17 protein-coding genes are annotated in these 18,717 nt (G+C 64.4%); 4 read left to right on the top strand and 13 right to left on the bottom strand.

Features of this window, described 5'->3' with window-relative positions; genetic code table 11:
- The first annotated feature begins 57 nt into the window (after positions 1 to 57).
- A complete protein-coding gene (locus GTK01_RS02240; RefSeq protein WP_252924214.1) occupies positions 58 to 642 on the top strand; it encodes a GNAT family N-acetyltransferase in 585 nt (194 codons plus the stop codon).
- Here GTK01_RS02240 and GTK01_RS02235 read toward each other — a convergent pair.
- Positions 618 to 1,298 (bottom strand): hypothetical protein, encoded by a 681-nt coding sequence (locus GTK01_RS02235; RefSeq protein WP_252924213.1) that lies wholly within the window; start codon positions 1,296 to 1,298, stop codon positions 618 to 620. The genes GTK01_RS02240 and GTK01_RS02235 overlap by 25 nt on opposite strands.
- Complete coding sequence (locus tag GTK01_RS02230; protein WP_252924212.1) at positions 1,295 to 1,621, bottom strand: DUF3572 domain-containing protein; 327 nt, start codon at positions 1,619 to 1,621, stop codon at positions 1,295 to 1,297. Before GTK01_RS02230 ends, GTK01_RS02235 begins: the two co-directional genes overlap by 4 nt.
- Before the next feature lie 139 nt (positions 1,622 to 1,760).
- Between GTK01_RS02230 and GTK01_RS02225 the strand changes: the two genes are divergently transcribed.
- Together GTK01_RS02225 and GTK01_RS02220 are read left to right on the top strand one after the other, a co-directional pair.
- Positions 1,761 to 2,132, top strand: coding sequence for a response regulator (locus GTK01_RS02225; RefSeq protein WP_252924211.1), 372 nt, complete (start codon positions 1,761 to 1,763; stop codon positions 2,130 to 2,132).
- Between the two features lie 33 nt (positions 2,133 to 2,165).
- Positions 2,166 to 3,539, top strand: coding sequence for a PleD family two-component system response regulator (locus GTK01_RS02220; protein ID WP_252924210.1), 1,374 nt, complete (start codon positions 2,166 to 2,168; stop codon positions 3,537 to 3,539).
- 335 nt (positions 3,540 to 3,874) lie between these two features.
- Here the strand turns inward: GTK01_RS02220 and rpmG are convergent, their stop codons facing one another.
- The 10 genes from rpmG to GTK01_RS02170 all read right to left on the bottom strand — a co-directional run bounded on the left by rpmG (position 3,875) and on the right by GTK01_RS02170 (position 15,999).
- Complete coding sequence (gene rpmG / locus GTK01_RS02215; RefSeq protein WP_024585495.1) at positions 3,875 to 4,042, bottom strand: 50S ribosomal protein L33; 168 nt, start codon at positions 4,040 to 4,042, stop codon at positions 3,875 to 3,877.
- Between the two features lie 102 nt (positions 4,043 to 4,144).
- On the bottom strand, positions 4,145 to 5,326 hold the full coding sequence (locus GTK01_RS02210) for an MFS transporter (protein ID WP_252924209.1): 1,182 nt from the start codon (positions 5,324 to 5,326) through the stop codon (positions 4,145 to 4,147).
- Positions 5,327 to 5,338: 12 nt separating this feature from the next.
- On the bottom strand, positions 5,339 to 6,079 hold the full coding sequence (locus GTK01_RS02205) for an NUDIX domain-containing protein (RefSeq protein ID WP_252924208.1): 741 nt from the start codon (positions 6,077 to 6,079) through the stop codon (positions 5,339 to 5,341).
- A 26-nt stretch (positions 6,080 to 6,105) separates the two neighbouring features.
- Positions 6,106 to 6,534 (bottom strand): DUF983 domain-containing protein, encoded by a 429-nt coding sequence (locus GTK01_RS02200; RefSeq protein ID WP_252924207.1) that lies wholly within the window; start codon positions 6,532 to 6,534, stop codon positions 6,106 to 6,108.
- The gene (gene rnr, locus GTK01_RS02195) at positions 6,531 to 8,852 is read right to left on the bottom strand and encodes a ribonuclease R (protein WP_256483338.1); all 2,322 of its coding nucleotides are present in this window, start codon (positions 8,850 to 8,852) and stop codon (positions 6,531 to 6,533) included. The genes GTK01_RS02200 and rnr overlap by 4 nt, the downstream gene beginning before the upstream one ends.
- Positions 8,853 to 8,855: 3 nt before the next feature.
- Positions 8,856 to 11,537, bottom strand: a complete 2,682-nt coding sequence (gene topA / locus GTK01_RS02190) for a type I DNA topoisomerase (RefSeq protein ID WP_252924206.1) — start codon at positions 11,535 to 11,537, stop codon at positions 8,856 to 8,858.
- 467 nt (positions 11,538 to 12,004) lie between these two features.
- Positions 12,005 to 13,153, bottom strand: coding sequence for a DNA-processing protein DprA (gene dprA / locus GTK01_RS02185; RefSeq protein ID WP_252924205.1), 1,149 nt, complete (start codon positions 13,151 to 13,153; stop codon positions 12,005 to 12,007).
- Positions 13,150 to 13,731 (bottom strand): glycerol-3-phosphate 1-O-acyltransferase PlsY, encoded by a 582-nt coding sequence (plsY, locus tag GTK01_RS02180; RefSeq protein ID WP_252924204.1) that lies wholly within the window; start codon positions 13,729 to 13,731, stop codon positions 13,150 to 13,152. Before plsY ends, dprA begins: the two co-directional genes overlap by 4 nt.
- A 34-nt stretch (positions 13,732 to 13,765) precedes the next feature.
- The gene (locus tag GTK01_RS02175; RefSeq protein WP_252924203.1) at positions 13,766 to 15,055 is read right to left on the bottom strand and encodes a dihydroorotase; all 1,290 of its coding nucleotides are present in this window, start codon (positions 15,053 to 15,055) and stop codon (positions 13,766 to 13,768) included.
- A complete protein-coding gene (locus tag GTK01_RS02170; protein WP_252924202.1) occupies positions 15,052 to 15,999 on the bottom strand; it encodes an aspartate carbamoyltransferase catalytic subunit in 948 nt (315 codons plus the stop codon). Before GTK01_RS02170 ends, GTK01_RS02175 begins: the two co-directional genes overlap by 4 nt.
- A gap of 158 nt (positions 16,000 to 16,157) precedes the next feature.
- Here GTK01_RS02170 and GTK01_RS02165 point away from each other — a divergent pair, with 158 nt between their 5' ends.
- Complete coding sequence (locus tag GTK01_RS02165; RefSeq protein WP_252924201.1) at positions 16,158 to 17,786, top strand: acyl-CoA dehydrogenase family protein; 1,629 nt, start codon at positions 16,158 to 16,160, stop codon at positions 17,784 to 17,786.
- Here the strand turns inward: GTK01_RS02165 and GTK01_RS02160 are convergent.
- Positions 17,768 to 18,706: an AEC family transporter gene (locus GTK01_RS02160; protein WP_252924200.1), complete on the bottom strand. Its 939-nt coding sequence runs from the start codon at positions 18,704 to 18,706 to the stop codon at positions 17,768 to 17,770. The two genes, GTK01_RS02165 and GTK01_RS02160, sit on opposite strands and share 19 nt — an antisense overlap.
- Positions 18,707 to 18,717: the final 11 nt, after the last annotated feature.

The following is an 18,717-nucleotide window of genomic DNA, read 5'->3' as shown; positions in this document are numbered from 1 at the left end:
CGATGCGCACCGCGTCGCAAGCGAATTGCGCGTCGATGCACCGGCAAGGAGCATGGCATGGACGCCGAAATCCTTCCCCTGACGCCCGAACGCTGCGCGGCCTTCGAGGACCTCTTCGGCAAGCAGGGCGCTTGCTATGGCTGCTGGTGTGTCCATTTCCGTTTGCCGCCCGGCACGCGGCGCATCAACGACCGCGAGGCGAACAAGGCGTTCATGAAGCGGCGCATCGAGGACGGCCCGCCACCCGGTCTCCTTGCGTTCGACAATGGCCGCGCCGTCGGCTGGATGCAGATTGGCCCACGCGCCGATGTTCCCGAATGGAACAACAAGGGCAGGGCGTCCGCGCCGCTCGATGTCGACCCGGCCGATGTGGCCGCCTGGGCCATTTCCTGCTTCTTCCTGCGCTCGCCGGCGCGCGGCAAGGGCCTGACGCACCTGCTGGTGCAGGCCGGGGTCGAATTTGCCCGGCAGAACGGCGCACGTATCGTCGAGGCGTGCCCGATCCGGCAGTCAAGGGATTCGCGGTCGATCGGCCTGTTCGTCGGCTCTGCCCGCGTCTTCGAAGCGGCGGGTTTCGAAACGGTCGCAGAACGCAAGGCCGGCAGGCCCCTGATGCGCTACGCGCTGGCCGCCAATTCGTGACCGCTTATGCCGAGCGCGCGTTCGATCTTCGGCAATGCCTCGGCCCAGTCATGGACGATGGTCGCGTAGGCGGGTGGGGGCGGCATCAGCTCGCGCAGACTGTTGTCCGCCATCAGATGGAACAGCGCGGCATCCGGCACGCACTCATGTGCCGAGATCAAGTTACGCGGCTGGTCGTCGACGAAGGCGACCGGGCGCAGGGTGTCACCCCGGAGGCGCGCCACAGCGGGTCCTTTCGCCATCTCGGTCGTCAGCAGCGGGTAGGGCAGTCCGAGCGCGTCCAGATGACGCCGCCGCGCATCGCGGAAGCGATGCGGCATCGCCGTCAGGAGCACGATCTCCGCGCTGCGCGCGATCTGCGCCATCGCATCGGCCGCGCCGTCCGTCACGGTCTGCCAGTCGGCCTGGCCGTGGAAGAAATCGTCGACCAGCGTGCGCACATGCTCGATTGCGGCGACATTGCCATTCTCCGCATGGAAGATGTTGCCATGCAGCGCAAAACTGTCGAGCCGCAGGTCGAATCCCTTCGACTGGAGATAGCGCGGAAAGGGCTTGATGAAATCGAGGATGACGTCGTCGACGTCGAGGATCAGCAGCGGGCGGTCGTCGGCCGCAAGCTCCTCGATCTGGCGCAGTGTCTCGGGATCGTCGCTCATGAGGAAATCTCGTATCCATCGTCGCCCGTCGGCAAGGCGCGCAATGCGCGCCCGACATCCTGCGGCGCGATGCCGCTTGCCTCGGAAAACTTCAAAAGGGTCGGCTCGTGCGCCAGGATGAACTGCAGCACACCGGCCATGAAGCCCGGCTCACCTGCCGCACGGCGGATGTCGTGCGCGGCGATGCCCGTCAGGTCGAGGAAGCGTGGCAGCAATTCCGCATCGCTTGCAATGAAACCCAGCGCCTGGATGGCGATGCCATCGGCTGCTTCCCGCGCCAGCGGCTTGTCGCTGCGCCCCGAATCCGACATGGTCCTGATCATGCGGCTGGGTTAACCTGCGCCATGCCAGCGATCAAGCATCGCGCGATGGCTTGTTACAAGAGTTTGCGTTTCGTCAATCAAATCACGCTAACATTTCAGCGGGTGTCGAAGTGACCGACGCCTGGACTGTCGAGGACTTATGACCAAGAAGGTGATGATCGTCGAGGACAACGAGCTCAACATGAAGCTCTTTCGCGACCTCATCGAAGCGTCGGGCTACGACACCGTGCGAACACGCAACGGGCTGGAGGCGCTCGATCTTGCGCGCGAGCACCGTCCCGACCTGATCCTGATGGACATCCAGCTTCCCGAGGTTTCCGGGCTGGAGGTGACCAAATGGCTAAAGGACGACGACGATTTGCGCTCGATCCCGGTCATCGCGGTTACGGCGTTCGCCATGAAGGGCGATGAGGAGCGCATCCGGCAGGGCGGCTGCGAGGCCTATATTTCGAAGCCGATATCGGTCGCGCGCTTCATCGAGACCATCAAGTCCTATCTGGGCGATGCGTGAGGAGCTGGCCGGGCGGCCGGACAAGGGGTTGAAATGACGGCGCGGATACTGGTTGTCGATGACATTCCGGCGAATGTGAAGCTGCTCGAAGCGCGGCTCCTGGCCGAGTATTTCGAGGTGCTCACCGCCAGCAATGGCCGCGACGCGCTCGAGATCTGCGAAGCGGGCCGCGTCGACGTGGTGCTGCTCGACGTCATGATGCCCGACATGGACGGGTTCGAGGTCTGCCGCCGCCTGAAGACGGATTCGGCGACCGCCCACATTCCCGTCGTCATGGTGACCGCGCTCGACCAGGCCGCGGACCGCGTGCGGGGGCTCGAAGTCGGCGCCGACGATTTTCTCACCAAGCCCGCCAACGACCTTCAGCTCATGACACGCGTCAAGAGCCTCGTGCGCTTGAAGATGCTTACCGACGAACTGCGCATGCGCGCCTCCACGACGCGCAATATCGGCATCGAGGAGCTCTTGAAGAAGCGCGACCTCTCGGCCGACGCGCCGATCCGCGCGCTCCTGATCGATGATCGCGCTTCCTCCGTCGATCAGATGGAGAAGTATCTGCGCGGCGTGTGCAAGCTCGATGCCGTCTCGGACCCGCAGGCAGGCGTGATCGAGGCAGCCGAAAAGCCCTACGAGTGCGTGCTGATCTCCACCGCGCTCGCCGAGCACGATCCGCTGCGGCTCTGCTCGCAGCTTCGCACGCTGGACCGCACGCGCTTCCTGCCAATCATCCTTGTCGCAGGGCAGGACGAGAACGAGCGCCTGGTGCGCGCGCTCGAACTCGGCATCAACGACTACGTCACGCGGCCCGTCGACCGACAGGAACTGATCGCGCGCCTTCGAACGCAGGTGAAGCGCAAGCGCTACAACGACCAGCTCCGCTCATCCGTCACCCAGACAATCGAGATGGCGGTGACCGACGGGCTGACCGGCCTTCACAACCGCCGCTATCTCGACAGCCATCTGGCGAGCCTTGCCGCCAAGGCGCGCAGCCGCGGCAAGCCGCTCTCGGTGCTGATCACCGACATCGACCGTTTCAAGTCGATCAACGACACGCATGGCCATGACGTTGGCGACGACATCCTGCGCGAATTCGCCATGCGGCTGCGTCATAGCGTACGCGGCTTCGACCTTGCGTGCCGCTATGGCGGCGAGGAGTTCGTCATCGTCATGCCGGACACCGAGCCGGTCCTGGCCGAGAAGGTTGCAGAGCGCATTCGTGAGCAGATCGCGCGCAACCCGTTCACCGTCGAAGAGGGTGGCAAGACGCTCGAGGTGACGATTTCGGTCGGCGTCGCCTCGCTGAAGGGCGAGCCCGACACGGTGACTGACATGATGAAGCGTGCCGACGTCGCGCTCTACCAGGCGAAGAATGCAGGCCGCAATCGCGTCGTTGCAAGTGCAGCCTAGTCAAGCCGCCATCTAGACAGTCAGGGCCCGTTCGCGCGCATGTTTACCTTAACGCGCGACTCCTGGCGTCAAAGTTAAGAAATTATTGATTTTCAACCGGTCTTGCGCGACTGTGAAGCCATCAGGGCAGCAAACGAGGGCATCTGCCCGACAAGCTACCCCATGATGCTCAGGTCCGCCGCATCTCCTGGGTCCGTGGGGTCGGCCGGCCGACGCTGACAACTCAAGTGGCCTCCTCGTACCACTGTCAGACGTCGGCCGGCCCCTTTTTTCCAAGCCACAAACGCGAAACGCCGCCCGAAGGCGGCGTTCTAAACAGATCGTAGGCGCAGGGCTTACTTGATCTTGGTTTCCTTGAACTCGACGTGCTTGCGCGCGATCGGATCGTACTTCCGCTTCGTCATCTTGTCCGTCATCGTGCGGCTGTTCTTCGTCGTGACGTAGAAGCTGCCGGTGTCGGCGGTCGACAGAAGCTTGATCTTGATGGTTGTCGCCTTGGCCATTTTGGTCGTCCGTTTCTGAAAGAGATGTCACCGCATACGAACGGGAGCCGGGCCCGGGCGGCGGAAAACTTGGCGCGAGACATACTGGATCGGCGCCGATTGTCAACCCCGCGAAGTGCTGGGGCCGAGCCGAACCGCGCCCAATCCAAGATAGGCCGCGAAGAAGACCATGATCGCATAGGCAAAGCCGTTCGGGCCAAAGAGGTCCATGCCGATGCCGATCGCCTGCGGGCCGAGCAGCATGCCGATTCCATAGCACAGGACGAAAGCGGCATTGGCCGAGGCGAGGTCGCGCCCTGAAAGCCGCGAGCCCAGATGTGCAAGGCCGACCGTGTAGAGCCCCGCGACGACGCCTCCCCAGGCGAAGAGCACGCCGGCCGTCAGATACCAGTCATGCGCCACGAAGGGCAGGGCGGCCATGCCGGCCAAGCCGATCGCCGCACAGATCATCAGAAGATGGCGACGGTCATTGATCTTGTCGCTGATCAGTCCGAGCGGGATCTGCATGAGGACGTTGCCAAGGCCGATGGCGGTCAGGAGCAGCGCCGCGTCCGCTTCCGAATAGCCGATCCGCGTGCCGTAGACGGGAAAGAGCGCGAAACCGCCAGTCTCGACCGCGCCGAAGACGAGCACGGCCCCCGTCGCCATCGGAACCAGCCAGATATAGCCGACGAAGCGCGTGTCGGTCGGCGTGGCGTCGATTCGCGGGCTTTCCTTGAAGGCCGCCAGAACGGGCAGGGCGGCGATCATCACGATGGCAAAGGTGATGCCAAAAGGCAGGAAGCCCTGGCTGCCGACCTGCGCGAAAAGCCAGGGCCCGAAGGCGAAGCCGAGCGAAAGCACGGTTGCGTAGATGCCAAGGATGAAGCCGCGCTTTGCCGCCGGCGCCGACGTCGCAATCCAGAATTCCGACAGGATGAAGACGATGGTGATCGAGAAATGCAGCGCCGCGCGCAGCGGAAACCACATCCAGAATTCCGGCGCAGCGTAGAATCCGACGAAAGAAAAGGCGCCGACGACGATCATGGCGAGCATCGTCGCGACGACGCCGAAGCGCGCCGCGAGCGGCGTCGCGAACGGTGCAGCCACGATCGAGGCCAAGCCGGCAATCGCCGTATTGAGCCCGATCATCGTCGCAGAATGGCCGCGGCTTTCCAGAATGACGCTCAAAAGCGGCATCGCGATGCCGATGGCGATTCCCACCACACTGATCGACGCGATGGCTGCCGTCACCGAGAGCCACTTTATGGTTTCGTCACTGGAAGCCGACGGACCGGAATGCATGGGAGCCCGACGCTAGATGATGTTGCGTTCGAAGCGGTCCCGGCGAAGCCGGTAGAACGGAACCTCGCCGCCCGGCGTCAACTCAGGGTCGACCTTCAGCCGCGATTCGAGGTCGCCGAGAACTGTCCGCGTGATGCTCGGAATATCGGCTTCCTTCGCGTCCTTGATCGGCAGCCAGACGAGTTCCTCCAACTCGTGCGTCGGCCCACCATCTTCCAGTTCGAGAGCGACCTCGTCCTTCCAGACCGAGAGGAAGCGCGTATCGAAACGGCGCACGCGGCCGGGCGGCGTGATCGCACGGGCGACAAAGCGAAGCCCGGCAAGCGAGGGCTGGATGCCGTGCTCGACAAATCCTTGCCAGTCGGCCTTGTTGGTCGTGAAAGGGCCTTTGCGCCCGATCAAGAGGCCGGCCTCCTCATAGGTCTCGCGAATGGCTGAAAGCGCAATCGCGCGGGCGCGGGCGGCCGTGGCCCGGCTGCCCGTTCCGATCAGCTTGATCTCCTCGGCAGGATCGAGCGGCGTCGCCACGCCGATGCGGCTGTCGTTCGGGTCGGTGCGTCCGCCCGGAAAAACGAACTTGCCGGGCATGAAGGCATGTTTCATGTGGCGGCGCCCCATCAACACGCAGATGTCGCTGCCCCTGCGGTCGAGCAGGATCAGCGTCGCTGCGTCACGCGGCCGCTTGGGGCCCGCGCCGAGCGCAAAATCATTGCTCTCCGCCTGGTCGATCTGGGCGCGCGTAAAACCTTCCAAGATGTCCCTCCCTGGCGACGGTTCGTTCAAAGCTCCGGATGGTCGTCCAGAACGTCCTCCTCGCCGCCGAAGCCGTGCATATGGAGCGCCCATTGCAGGCCGACGACGGCCCCCTTTACAGGTTGGAGAAGCACGATCGAGCCGATGATCGTTAGAGGCACCCAGATCGCAAGATGCTGCCACAGGCCAAGACCGCTGGTCATTTCGACGCCCATGAAACCGCCGACGACGATATGGCCGACGATGAAGATCACGAGATAGGCAGGCAGATCGTCCGCACGGTGGTGGTGCATCGCCTCGCCGCAGGCCGAACATTCCGGCGCCACCTTCAGGAACCGGTCGAAAAGCCTGCCTTCTCCGCAGTGCGGGCAGCGGCAAAGAAAACCGCGCCACATCGAACGGATCAGAGACCGGTCATTGCGTGCGGCATCGCCGCCATAGTGGATTTCGCTCATCGCCTGTTCCTTGTCGTGCCGCGTCCGCCGGGCCGGCGCGACTGGTCTGCACGCCTGCGGCCCTTGGCCTTATGAAGCGATGCGCGCGATCCTGCGACCGGTTCCGGGTCGCTCATCATCTCGAACCTCAGGCTGCCGGCCATCGGCGCGATTTCCACGAGTTTCACGTCCACGGTGTCCGCCAGGCGAAAGCCCTTGCGGGTCCGTTCTCCGATCATCGCGTGTGCCGCTTCATCGTAGATATAGTAGTCGTCACCCAGCGTTGACACCGGCACGAAACCGTCTGCGCCGAACTGCGGCAACTGGACGAAGAGGCCGGCCTTGGTCACTCCGGAGATCCGGCCGGTAAAGGTCTCGTCGAGCCGCGTTGCAAGATGCGCTGCGATCAGCCGATCCACCGTGTCCCGCTCGGCGGCCATTGCGCGCCGCTCCGTCGCCGAGATCAGCGCTGAAATTTCCTCGAGCCGCCCTTCCTCTGCCTTTGTGAGCCCATCCTTGCCGAGCCCGAGAGCGGAGATAAGGGCGCGGTGGACGATCAGGTCGGCATAGCGCCGGATCGGCGAGGTGAAATGGGCGTAGCGCCTGAGGTTCAGTCCAAAATGCCCGGCATTGTCCTTGGAATAGATCGCCTGGCTCTGGCTGCGCAGCACCACCTCATTGACCAGTTCGTCATGCTCGCTGCCTTCGACGGCCTTGAGGATGCCGTTGAACTGCGATGGGCGCAAATGCGCCCCACGCGCCAGCGACAGGCCGACCGTCGTCAGAAATTCGCGCAGCGATTCCTGCTTTGCCATCGAGGGTTCGTCATGGACGCGGTAGATCAACGGCTGGCGCTTGGCTTCCAGCGTCTCGGCGGCGGCCACATTCGCCTGGATCATGAATTCTTCGATCAGCTTGTGGGCGTCCAGCCGGTCGGGCACGATCACGCGGTCGACCGTGCCGTCCTCCTTCAGGAGAATCTTGCGCTCGGGCAGGTCGAGTTCCAGAGGCTGGCGGCTGTCGCGGCCACGCTTCAAGATGCGATAGCCTTCCCAGAGCGGTTTCAGCACCTTCTCGACAAAGGGTGCGGTCTTCTCGTCCGCAGCGCCGTCGATCGCCGCCTGCGCCTGATTGTAGGAAAGCTTGACGTGGCTGCGCATCATCACGCGATGGAAGGAGTGCCGGATCTTGCGGCCGTCGGCGCTGAAAACCATGCGCACGGCAAGGGCAGGGCGGTCCTCGTTCTCGCGCAAAGAGCACAAATCGTTGGAGATGCGCTCGGGCAGCATAGGCACGACGCGGTCCGGGAAGTAGCACGAATTGCCCCGCTTCAGCGCCTCCTGGTCGAGTTCGGTTCCGGCGCACACATAGGCCGCGACATCGGCGATGGCGACCGTGGCGATGATGCCGCCGGGATTGGCGTCATCCTCGTCTAGCGCGGCGTGAACGGCATCGTCATGGTCCTTGGCGTCGGCCGGGTCGATTGTGATCAGCGGCAGGTCGCGCCAGTCTTCCCTGTTGTCGAGTGTTGCCGGCCGGCAGGCTTTGGCCTCGGCGATGACGGCGTTCGGGAATACGTGCGGAATGTCATGGCTGTGGATGGCGATCATCGAAACCGCCTTCTCGCTCGCCAGCGAGCCGACAACTTCCAGCACCTTGCCCTTGGGCAGGCCGTAGCGCGCGTGGCGCAGCGGCGCGACCTCGATCAGGTCTCCGGGCTCTGCTCCGTTCAAATCGTCCTCGTCGATGGTGAGTTCGGGCTGGCGGCGCTCGACCGGCTCCATGCGGAACCCGCCATCGGCCAGATGCCGCAGCACGCCGAGCACCGCATCGCGCTGCTTGTCGAAGATCTTGACGACGCGCGCCGTATAGGTCGGGCCGCCCTTTTCCTCGTTCGGAAAGGTCTTGGCGAGAACGCGGTCACCGATTCCGGGCGCCGGACCGCGGCCCTGCCGCTGGGTTCGAATCGCGACCAAAGGCGCGGCGCCGAGATCGGCGGGCCATTCTGCGGGACGCGCGATCAGGAGCCCGTCCGGGTCTCGGCTGACGACGTCCAGCACGACCATATGCGGCAGGTCGCCAGGCCGTTTCAGCTTCTTGTCGCGCTTTTGCAGCAGGCCCTCGTCCTGAAGATCGCGCAGCATGTCCTTCAGCCAGACGCGGTCATCGCCCTTGAACCGAAATGCCTTGGCGAGTTCGCGCTTGCCCGAAAGGTCTGGATTCTCAGCGATATAGGCGAGGATTTCGTCTCGGCTCGGGCGGAAGTCGCCGGACGGGGTTGCGCCGTCCGACCGCTTCGCCGGCGCGGCAGACTTTCGCCCGGAAATCTTTCGCGCCAAGGGCTACTCCTTCGCCTTTGCCGAGGCCTTTTTCGCGGCCGGCTTCTTGGCCGCTGTCTTTTTGGCCGCAGGTTTCTTCGCCGCCGTCTTGGTCTCGCCATCCGCCTTGGCGGCCTTCGCCTTGGCTTTCGGCGCAGCCTTCTTCTTCGGCACCTTGGTCCCGCTCTTGGCTGCCCGTTCGGCAATCAGAGTGAGCGCTTCCTCGACGGTCACGCTTTCAGGGGCCTTGCCCTTGGGCAGCGTCGCATTGACCTTGCCCCAGTTGACATAGGGGCCGTAGCGCCCGTCGCGCACGGTGATCTTCCCGCCGCCGTCCGGATGCTCGCCCAGTTCCTTCAGCGCCGTTGCCGCGCCGCGCTCGCGGCCATTGGCGAATTTCGACTTCTTCTCGGCAATGACGGTCACCGCACGGTTGAGGCCGATCGAGAAAACATCCTCGATCGTCTCCAGATTGGCATAGGTCCCATCATGGAGCACGAACGGGCCGTAGCGACCGAGCCCGGCGGAAATCATCTTGCCGGTTTCCGGATGCTTGCCGACATCGCGTGGAAGCGACAGGAGTGCGAGCGCCTTCTCGTGGTCGATCGAATCCGGAGTCCAGCCCTTGGGCAGGCTGGATCGCTTGGCTTCCTTGCCCTCGCCACGCTGGACATAGGGGCCGAAGCGGCCGCTCTTCAGCGTGATCTCCTCACCCGTATACGGATCCTTGCCAAGCTCCTTGTCGCCGTCGACCGCTGTCCCGTCGCCATTACCGGCCGGTCCGTCAAGCTGGCGCGTGAAGCCGCATTCGGGATAGTTCGAGCAGCCGACGAAAGCGCCGAACTTGCCAAGCTTCAGTGAAAGCTGCCCGGAGCCGCATTTGGGACAGATGCGCGGGTCGCTGCCGTCCTCGCGCGGCGGAAAGGCGAGCGGCGCCAGTTCCTCGTTCAGCGCATCGAGAACGTCGGTTACGCGCAGTTCCTTGATGCTGTCGACATGGCCGGAGAACTCCTTCCAGAAGTCGCGCAGCACGTCCTTCCAGGCGAGCTTGCCGTCCGAAATCTGATCGAGCTTTTCTTCCAGCGCCGCCGTGAAGTCGTACTCCACATAGCGGTCGAAGAAGCTTTCCAGGAACGAGGTTACCAGCCGGCCCTTGGCCTGCGGCACCAGCTTGCGCTTTTCGTTCGTGACGTAGTCGCGGTCCTCGAGCGTCTTCAGCGTCGCCGCATAGGTGGACGGCCGGCCGATGCCGAGCTCTTCCATCCGTTTGATGAGGGACGCTTCGGAATAGCGCGGCGGCGGCTCGGTCGAGTGCTGGGTGGCGTTGATCTGGTGACGCGTGACGGCCTCGCCCTGCCGGATTTCCGGCAGACGCTTGTCCTCGTCGTCCGCGTCGGTCGCGTCCTCGTCCTTCTGCTCGGTATAGGCGGCGATGAAGCCGTCGAAGCGAACGACCGAGCCGACCGCACGCAGATTGGCGGTCTTGGGCCCGTTGACGGCGTCTATCTCGACCGTCGTCCTCTCGATTTCGGCCGGCACCATCTGGCTGGCGATCGCGCGCTTCCAGATCATGTCGTAGAGCCGCGCCTGATCGGCATCGAGATATTTGCGAACCTGATCGGGCGTGCGCCAGAACTCGGTCGGGCGCACCGCCTCGTGCGCTTCCTGGGCGTTCTTGGCCTTGGTCGAATAATAGCGCGGCTTTTCGGGCAGATAGCGCTCGCCGAAGCCCTTGCCGATCTGCTCGCGCGCTGCCGCGATCGCCTCGGGCGCCATCTGCACGCCGTCGGTTCGCATATAGGTGATGAGACCGGTCGTCTCGCCGCCGATCTCGACGCCTTCATAGAGCCGCTGCGCAACCTGCATGGTGCGCGAAGCCGAGAAGCCGAGCCGCGAGGACGCAGCCTGCTGCAACGTAGATGTGGTGAAGGGCGGGGCGGGGTTGCGCTTCGTCGGCTTGGCCTCGACCGAGGCCGCCGTGAAGGTCGCGCCGTCGAGCATCGCCTTGATCTCGTCGGCGCGTGCCTTGTTGGCGATGTCGAGCTTGGCGAGCTTCTTGCCCTCATAGGCCGTCAATCGCGCCTCGAAGCGGTCCTTGCGCACCGTGTCGAGAAGGGCAGCGATCTGCCAGTATTCCTCGCGGATGAACCGTTCGATCTCGGATTCACGATCGCAAATAAGGCGCAGAGCCACCGACTGAACGCGGCCCGCCGAGCGGGCGCCGGGCAGTTTGCGCCACAGAACCGGCGAGAGGGTGAAGCCGACGAGATAGTCCAGCGCCCGGCGCGCCAGATAGGCGTCGACCAGCGGCCCGTCGATCTCGCGCGGATTGGCCATCGCCTCGGTCACTGCCGCCTTGGTGATGGCGTTGAAGACCACGCGCTTGACCGGCTTGCCCTTGATGACCTTTTTCTGGTTCAGCACTTCCAGCACATGCCAGGAAATGGCCTCGCCCTCGCGATCCGGATCGGTCGCGAGGATCAGGCTGTCTGCCTCCTTCATCGCCTTGGCAATGTCGCCAAGGCGCTTGGAGGATGGCGAATCCACTTCCCAGGACATGGCGAAGTCGTCGTCGGGGCGCACGGAACCGTCCTTGGCCGGCAGGTCGCGCACATGGCCAAACGAGGCCAGCACCTTGTAGCCCGAACCCAGATACTTGTTGATTGTCTTGGCCTTGGCAGGCGATTCGACGACGACGACGTCCATATTTTCCGCGCGATCCCCGGGCCTCCACGATGCGTGTGGCCCTCATTTGGCTTTCCGTTCTCGGAGCGTGACATGGCGGCGCAGCGTCGCCCGGTCAAGGGAAAACGATTTTGCCACCTGTTGCAACGGGCGATATGCACGCTTAAGTTGTAGTAATTTGCAATTGCAATTGATAGTGTTTGCGTACATGCTGATATTACTGCCAGTTGCGGTACAGGCAAGTTTGCAACCGACGAAGATCGCGGCATCGGGGTTTGAGTCGGAGCCTAAAGGGAGCCCTTATGCGGGAGGCACTCAGTGCAAAGACGGGACAGCTTGAAACGAACAGGACCGAATAGCTGGAATATGTCCATGCCATGCTGGGGCAGCTGCGGCAGATGACCGCCGACGAAGGGCATGAGATGCTGACATATCTGCTCGAAATGGCCTGCACCGAGGCGAACGACGTCCTTCGCGGTGCGCGTCCCTCACGAGGCGGGCGCAATCAAAGAGACAGTGCCTCCTGAATGTCGCTCGAGGCGGCCAGCCAGATCGAGCTCCAGAAGCAGCGTTCGAACCATCTGTGCTGACAGATCGGCGTGCCGGACGATGTCGTCGATCGCCGTCGGGGTGGGGCTCAGTGCCTCGATCAGGCGCGTACGCTCGTCCTTGCCCGGCTCGGCCGGCTCCTCGTCGTAAGCAGGCTCGACCGGCCCGGGTTCCCCCTCGCGCAGGGCAGGGGCGGGCGGACGACCGATCATCGGGCGCAGATGCTCCAGAACGTCCTCGCTGCCCAGCGTGAGGATCGCGCCCTCTTTCAGAAGGCCATTCGACCCCGCTGCGCGCGGATCGAGCGGCGAGCCGGGCACGGCGAAGACGAGCCGGCCGAGTTCGCCCGCCAGTCGGGCGCTGATCAGAGAGCCGGAGCGTTGGGCCGCTTCCACCACGACCAGCCCGAGCCCCAGCCCCGCGATCAGCCGGTTGCGACGCGGAAAGTCGCGTGCGCGCGGCTCCCAGCCGAACGGCATTTCGGTGATCACCGCGCCCGAGCGGGCAATTCGGCCGACGAGTTCGAGGTTTTCGGGCGGGTAGGGCTTGTCGAGCCCGCCTGCAAGGACTGCCACGGTGCCGGTCTCGAGGCTCGCCCAGTGCGCGGCGGCGTCGATGCCGCGGGCAAGGCCCGAGACGATCGTGAAACCGGCCGCGCCGAGTTCGCCTGCCAACTGACGAGCCATCTTCGCGCCGGAAGCCGATGCATTGCGCGCGCCAACGATCGCGACCGCCGGGGCGGAAAACACGTCGCTGCGGCCCATCACCGTTACCAAGGGGGGCGGCACGTCCATGTGGCGCAGCATAGGCGGATAGTCCGCTTCGCCGATGGCGGCAATCCGCCCGCCAAAGCGCGCAACCCGGTCGAGTTCCGCCTGCGCGTCCACGATCGAGGCGATGCGGATCTTGCGTCCACCTCCGCGTGCTGCGAGATCGGGCAAGGCGTCGAGTGCGGCCTTTGCCGAACCGAAGCGGTTGATCAGGTCGCGGAAAGTGGCCGGGCCGACATTGTCTGAGCGCAGTAGCCGGAGCCAGCTCAGCCTCTGCGCATCGTTGAGTTTCAGCGGTGCGGAGGCTGGCGCGTTCATCCCTTGGAGCCGATCCGGCTCTCGGTCCCGGCAAGCAGCCGCCTGATGTTCTCGCGGTGTTTCCAGAACACGATCAGGCTCATCAGCGAAAAGGCGATCGAGGCGTCGCCGAAGCCGAGCAGCAGGAGCGTGATCGGCACTGCCACGCAGGCGATGAGCGCCGAAAGAGAGGAATAGCGGGTCAGAAATGCGGTTGCGATCCAGATCACCGCGAAGACGAGCGAGGCGATGCCGGAGATGGCAAGAAGGATGCCGAGATAGGTCGCGACGCCCTTGCCGCCCTTGAAGCCGAGCCAGACCGGGAAAAGATGGCCGATGAAAGCGCCGAAGCCAGCCAGAATGCCGAGACCGATGCCGTACTGGTTCGCGATGATCACGGCCACGGTGCCCTTCAGCGCATCCAGAAGCAGCGTGGCTGCGGCGAGCTTCTTGTTGCCGGTGCGCAGGACGTTGGTCGCGCCGATATTGCCCGAACCGATCGAACGCACGTCGCCGAGCCCCGCCGTCCGCGTCAAGACAAGACCGAACGGAATCGAGCCCAGAAGATAGCCGAACGCGAGTGCTGCCAGCAGAATCATGGACCGCCCTTTTCGAGGATCATGAGGTGGGAGTTCATTGTTGCGCGAAGACGGTCAGGCCTGCAACCAGCGTGCGCATCACGCGGCCCTGCAATCGTGCGCTTTCGAAGGAGGTGTTCTTCGACAGCGACACGATCTCGGCCTCGCTGACGACCCATGGCGCATCGAGGTCCACGATCGCGATGTCTGCCGGCGCGCCTGGCTTCAGCGTGCCTGCATCGAGCTCAAAGCGCTTTGCGGGGTTTGTCGAAAGCACCTCGACGAGGCGCATGAGCCCCACATCGCCATTGTGATGAAGGCGAAGCGCGACGGCGAGCAGCGTCTCGAGCCCGATCGCGCCGCTCGCTGCCTCCGCAAATGGCAGCCGCTTGGTGTCGACGTCCTGCGGGTCATGCGCCGAGGTGACGATGTCGATCGTGCCGTCGCGCAGCGCTTCGATCATCGCCAGGCGGTCGTCTTCGGCGCGCAATGGCGGCGAGAGGCGAAAGAACGTGCGATACTCGCCGATGTCGTTTTCGTTCAGTGCCAGATTGTTGATCGACACGCCCGCCGTCACGTTCGCGCCCTCTGCCTTTGCGCGGCGGATGGCGTTTGCCGACATGGCGGCCGAAATCTGGGCGGCGTGGTAGGCGCCCTTTGTCAGCCGCGCCAGCAAGAGGTCGCGTTCGAGCGGGATCAGTTCCGCCTCGCGCGGAATGCCCGGCAGGCCAAGCCAGCTCGCGAACAGCCCTTCATTCATCACGCCATGTGAAGCGAGGTCGCGGTCCTGCGTCCGATGCGCGATCACGGCGCCAAAATCGCGCGCATAGGTCAGGGCGCGACGCATCACGAGCGAGCTGGCGATCGTCTTGCGGCCTTCGGTGAAAAACGCCGCGCCGGCCTGCGACAGGAGGCCGATCTCGGTCATCTCCTCGCCGAGAAGTCCTTTTGTGACCGCGCCCGTCGGAATGACGTTGACGATGGCGGTATCGCGCGCCGTGCGCCGCACGAACTCGACGAGGGCAACGTCGTCGATCACCGGGTCGGTGTCGGGCATCATGGTCAATGTCGTCACGCCGCCGGCCGCTGCCGCGGCGCTTGCCGATGCGATCGTCTCGCGATGTTCCGCGCCGGGTTCACCGATATGGACGGAGGTGTCGACCAGACCAGGCATGATCGTCAGCCCGGCACAGTCGATGATCTCAGCGCTTTCGGGCGCACCCTGGTTGAGCGCCGATGCGCCGGCTTCCGCGATCTGCCCGTCTATGACGACCACCGTGCCCGTCTCGTCCAGCCCGCGCGACGGATCGACGATCCGGCCACCTTTCAGAACCACCGTCGTCATGAAGGCGCTCCTTCGAGAAGTGCTTCCATGACGGCCATGCGAACGGCGACGCCCATCTCGACCTGCTCCTGGATCACGCTTTGTGGTCCGTCCGCGATTGCCGACGCGATCTCGACGCCGCGGTTCATCGGGCCCGGATGCATGACGAGCGCATCGGGCCTGGCCTTGGAAAGCTTGGCGGCATCGAGGCCGTGAAAGCGGAAATATTCGCGCACCGACGGCACGAATGCGCCGGCCATGCGCTCGCGCTGGAGCCGCAGCATCATGACGACGTCGGCGTCGGCAACTGCGTCTTCGAGCCAGGGGGACGTCTCGACACCCATCTGGCCGATGCCCGAGGGCAGCAGCGTCGAGGGCGCCGCGACCTTCACGCGTGCGCCGAGCGCATTCAGGAGCACGATGTTGGATCGCGCGACACGGCTGTGGAGCACGTCGCCGCATATCGCGACGGTCAGCCCGGCAATACGGCCCTTGGCGCGGCGGATGGTGAGCGCGTCGAGAAGGGCCTGGGTCGGATGCTCGTGCGCGCCGTCGCCGGCATTGACGACCGAGCAGCCGACCTTCTGCGCCAGAAGCGCGGCCGCGCCCGCCGACCCGTGACGGATGATCAGGATGTCCGGCCGCATGGCGTTGAGCGTCATCGCGGTATCAATCAGCGTTTCGCCCTTTTTCACGGACGAACTGGCGACCGACATGTTCATCACGTCGGCGCCTAGGCGCTTGCCGGCGAGTTCGAAGGAGGCCTGCGTGCGCGTCGATGCTTCGAAGAAGAGGTTGATCTGTGTGCGCCCGCGCAGCGTCGCGCGCTTCTTGTCAGCCCCGCGCGAAATCGCGACGGCGGCCTCCGCGCGGTCTAGAAGGTTCTCGATATCAAGCGGCGACAGGCCCTTGATGCCGAGAAGATGGCGGTGCGGGTAGGGCGGGAAGGTCGCTGGCGATGTCATGACGATCACGGGCTATAGGCAAGACCCGCCCCTGGGGCAAGCCGGCGTTGCCCCCGACAAATTTCCTCCCCGGGATTTTCATCGCGGGCCCGGCCATGCTTTGATCGCGCAACAGCTCCGCTGTGCGGCGGAATCGAGATGATGCGGAAGGACGAGACGTGAACCACGAGGTGACCAACCAGACGCCGCCGATCGCGGGAACGAATGCGTGGCGCTCCGACCCGCTTCTGATGCAACTCGGCGAAGGTTTCTCCGACATTGCGCGCAAGGATCTCGACCTGCTCGGGAAGTTCGTTCGCAACCCCGAGGCTCTCGACCTGGCGCGGCTGGCGAACAGCGAGACGCCGAAGCTCAAGACACATGACCGACAAGGACGTCGTCTCGACCTGGTCGAGTTCCATCCAGCCTACCATGCGCTGATGCGCCGCTCGATCTCGCTCGGCATCCATTCGTCGATCTGGGAAAACAACGAGTCCGAAAAGGGCCATCGCCACCAGATCCGTGCCGCGCGCTTCTACATGACGGCCGGGCTCGAATGCGGGCATCTTTGCCCCGTCACCATGACGAGCGCTTCGCTCGCGGCGTTGATGGCGAGCCCGAAGCTTTTTCGCGAATGGGCGCCGCGCGTGACCACCCGCAAATATGATCAGGCATCGAAGCCGCCGGTCGAGAAATCGGGCCTCACCATCGGCATGGGCATGACCGAGAAGCAGGGCGGCACGGATGTGCGTGCCAACACGACCAAGGCCGAGCGCGTCGGCAACGGCTTCTATCGCATTACCGGCCACAAATGGTTCATGTCCGCGCCGATGAGCGACGCGTTCCTGGTGCTGGGACAAGCGCCGGAGGGCATTTCCTGCTTCCTCGTGCCGCGCATCCTTTCGGACGGTTCGGCGAACGGGCTTCATTTCCAGCGTCTGAAGGACAAGCTTGGCAACCGCTCCAACGCCTCGTCCGAGGTCGAGATCGACGGAGCGGTCGGCGAGATGGTGGGCGAGCCGGGAGGGGGCGTTCGCACCATCATGGACATGGTGACGCTGACGCGTCTCGACTGCGCGCTCGGCAATGCCGGCATCATGCGGGCGGGGCTTGCCGAGGCGGTGCACCATGCCCGGCACCGGCAGGTGTTCGGGTCCGCGCTGATCGACCAGCCCTTGATGAGCCGTGTTCTCGCCGACATGGCGCTCGATGTCGCCGCGGCCACGGCGCTCTCGCTTCGCCTTGCCCGCGCCTTCGATGAAGCGGCCAACGACCGCACCGAGGCGGCCTTCGCCCGCGCCATGACGCCGGTCGTCAAATACTGGACCTGCAAGATCGCGCCAGCGCTGATCTACGAGGCGATGGAATGCATGGGCGGCAATGGCTACGTCGAGGAAGCGCCGCTCGCGCGCCATTACCGCGAAGTTCCGGTCAACGCGATCTGGGAAGGGTCGGGCAACGTCATGGCGCTCGACGTGCTGCGCGTCCTTCGCCGGGGCACCGGCCCGTTCGAGGAGGTGCTGGGCTGGATCGAGCGTGAGCTTGGCGCGAGCGGCCCCGGCACGACGCAGGTGCTGCGCGCCGCCATGGACGTCGCCGTCGAGGACGAAGGCTCCGCGCGCATCCTGACCGAACAACTGGCGCTCGCCGCCGCGGCGGCCGAACTCAAGCGGCTCGGGGCAGGGCAGATCGCCGACGCCTTTGCCGAAACCCGTCTCGGCGGCCAGTGGCGCACCACCTACGGCATGCTCGGCGCGCGCTACGACGCCCGGATGATCGTCGATTCGCTCTACCCGGAAGTCAACTGAGCGGTGATCGCCAGGACGGCCGGGATCGAGAAGAAGGAGAGGGCCGTCTGCAAGGTGGTGACGGCGGCGTAGAGCTCCGCGTCGCCGCCCAGTTGCCGTGCCAGGAAATACCCGTTCATCGCGGTCGGGACCGCGGCGCAGAGCGCCAGATATTCAAGCTGCGCGCCCTCCAGCCCGAAGCTCCAGGCGAGCGTGATCAGGATCAGCGGGAAGATCGCAAGCTTCAGGACAACCGGCAACCAAAGCGGAAACCGGAGCGATGCGACGTCGGCGATACGCAGTCCCGCGCCGATCGTCATGAGCCCCATTCCGAGCGCCGCGTTCGCGACGAGGATAAGTGTCTCGTTGATCGGATCGTACAATCGGAACGGCGCAAAACGCAGGAGAATGGCCAGAAACGCCGCCAAAATGAGCGGGTTCAGCGCCATAGTGCGGACAATTCGGCCCCAATTGGCTTCGGAATCGGCGAATTTCGTCACGACGAAGACCGAGAACACGTTGATGGGGATAATGATCACCGCCATCACCAGCGCGACCACCGCGCTTCCTGCCGGCGGAAAGAGTTTCTGCGCGATGGCAAGCGCCATGAAGCCGTTCCAGCGGATCGCGGTCTGAAAGACGGACGAATATTCGTTCACCGCGACAAGTCCCGATCTCTTCAGCACTGGCCACAGAAGGGCGAGCAATGCCGCCATGATCGCGATCGACAGGAGCAGCGCGACGAGCATCGCGTCGAGGCGCAATCCCCCGAAATCGGCATTGTAGATCGAGATGAAGAGCAGCGCCGGATAGAGGAACCAGTAGGCGATCTGTTCGAGGCCCGGCCAGACCTTCTGGTCGATGAGCGGGAGCCGCTTCAGGATCATCCCCAAAATGACGAGGAGGAAGATCGGCAGCGTGCTTTCGAAGATAGCGAGCATTGGGGGAGGGG

The sequence above is a fragment of the Aliihoeflea sp. 40Bstr573 genome (genome assembly GCF_024105655.1).
In the GTDB taxonomy this organism is placed as follows: Bacteria; Pseudomonadota; Alphaproteobacteria; order Rhizobiales; family Rhizobiaceae; genus Aliihoeflea.
This window is presented reverse-complemented; position numbering and strand designations above follow the sequence as displayed.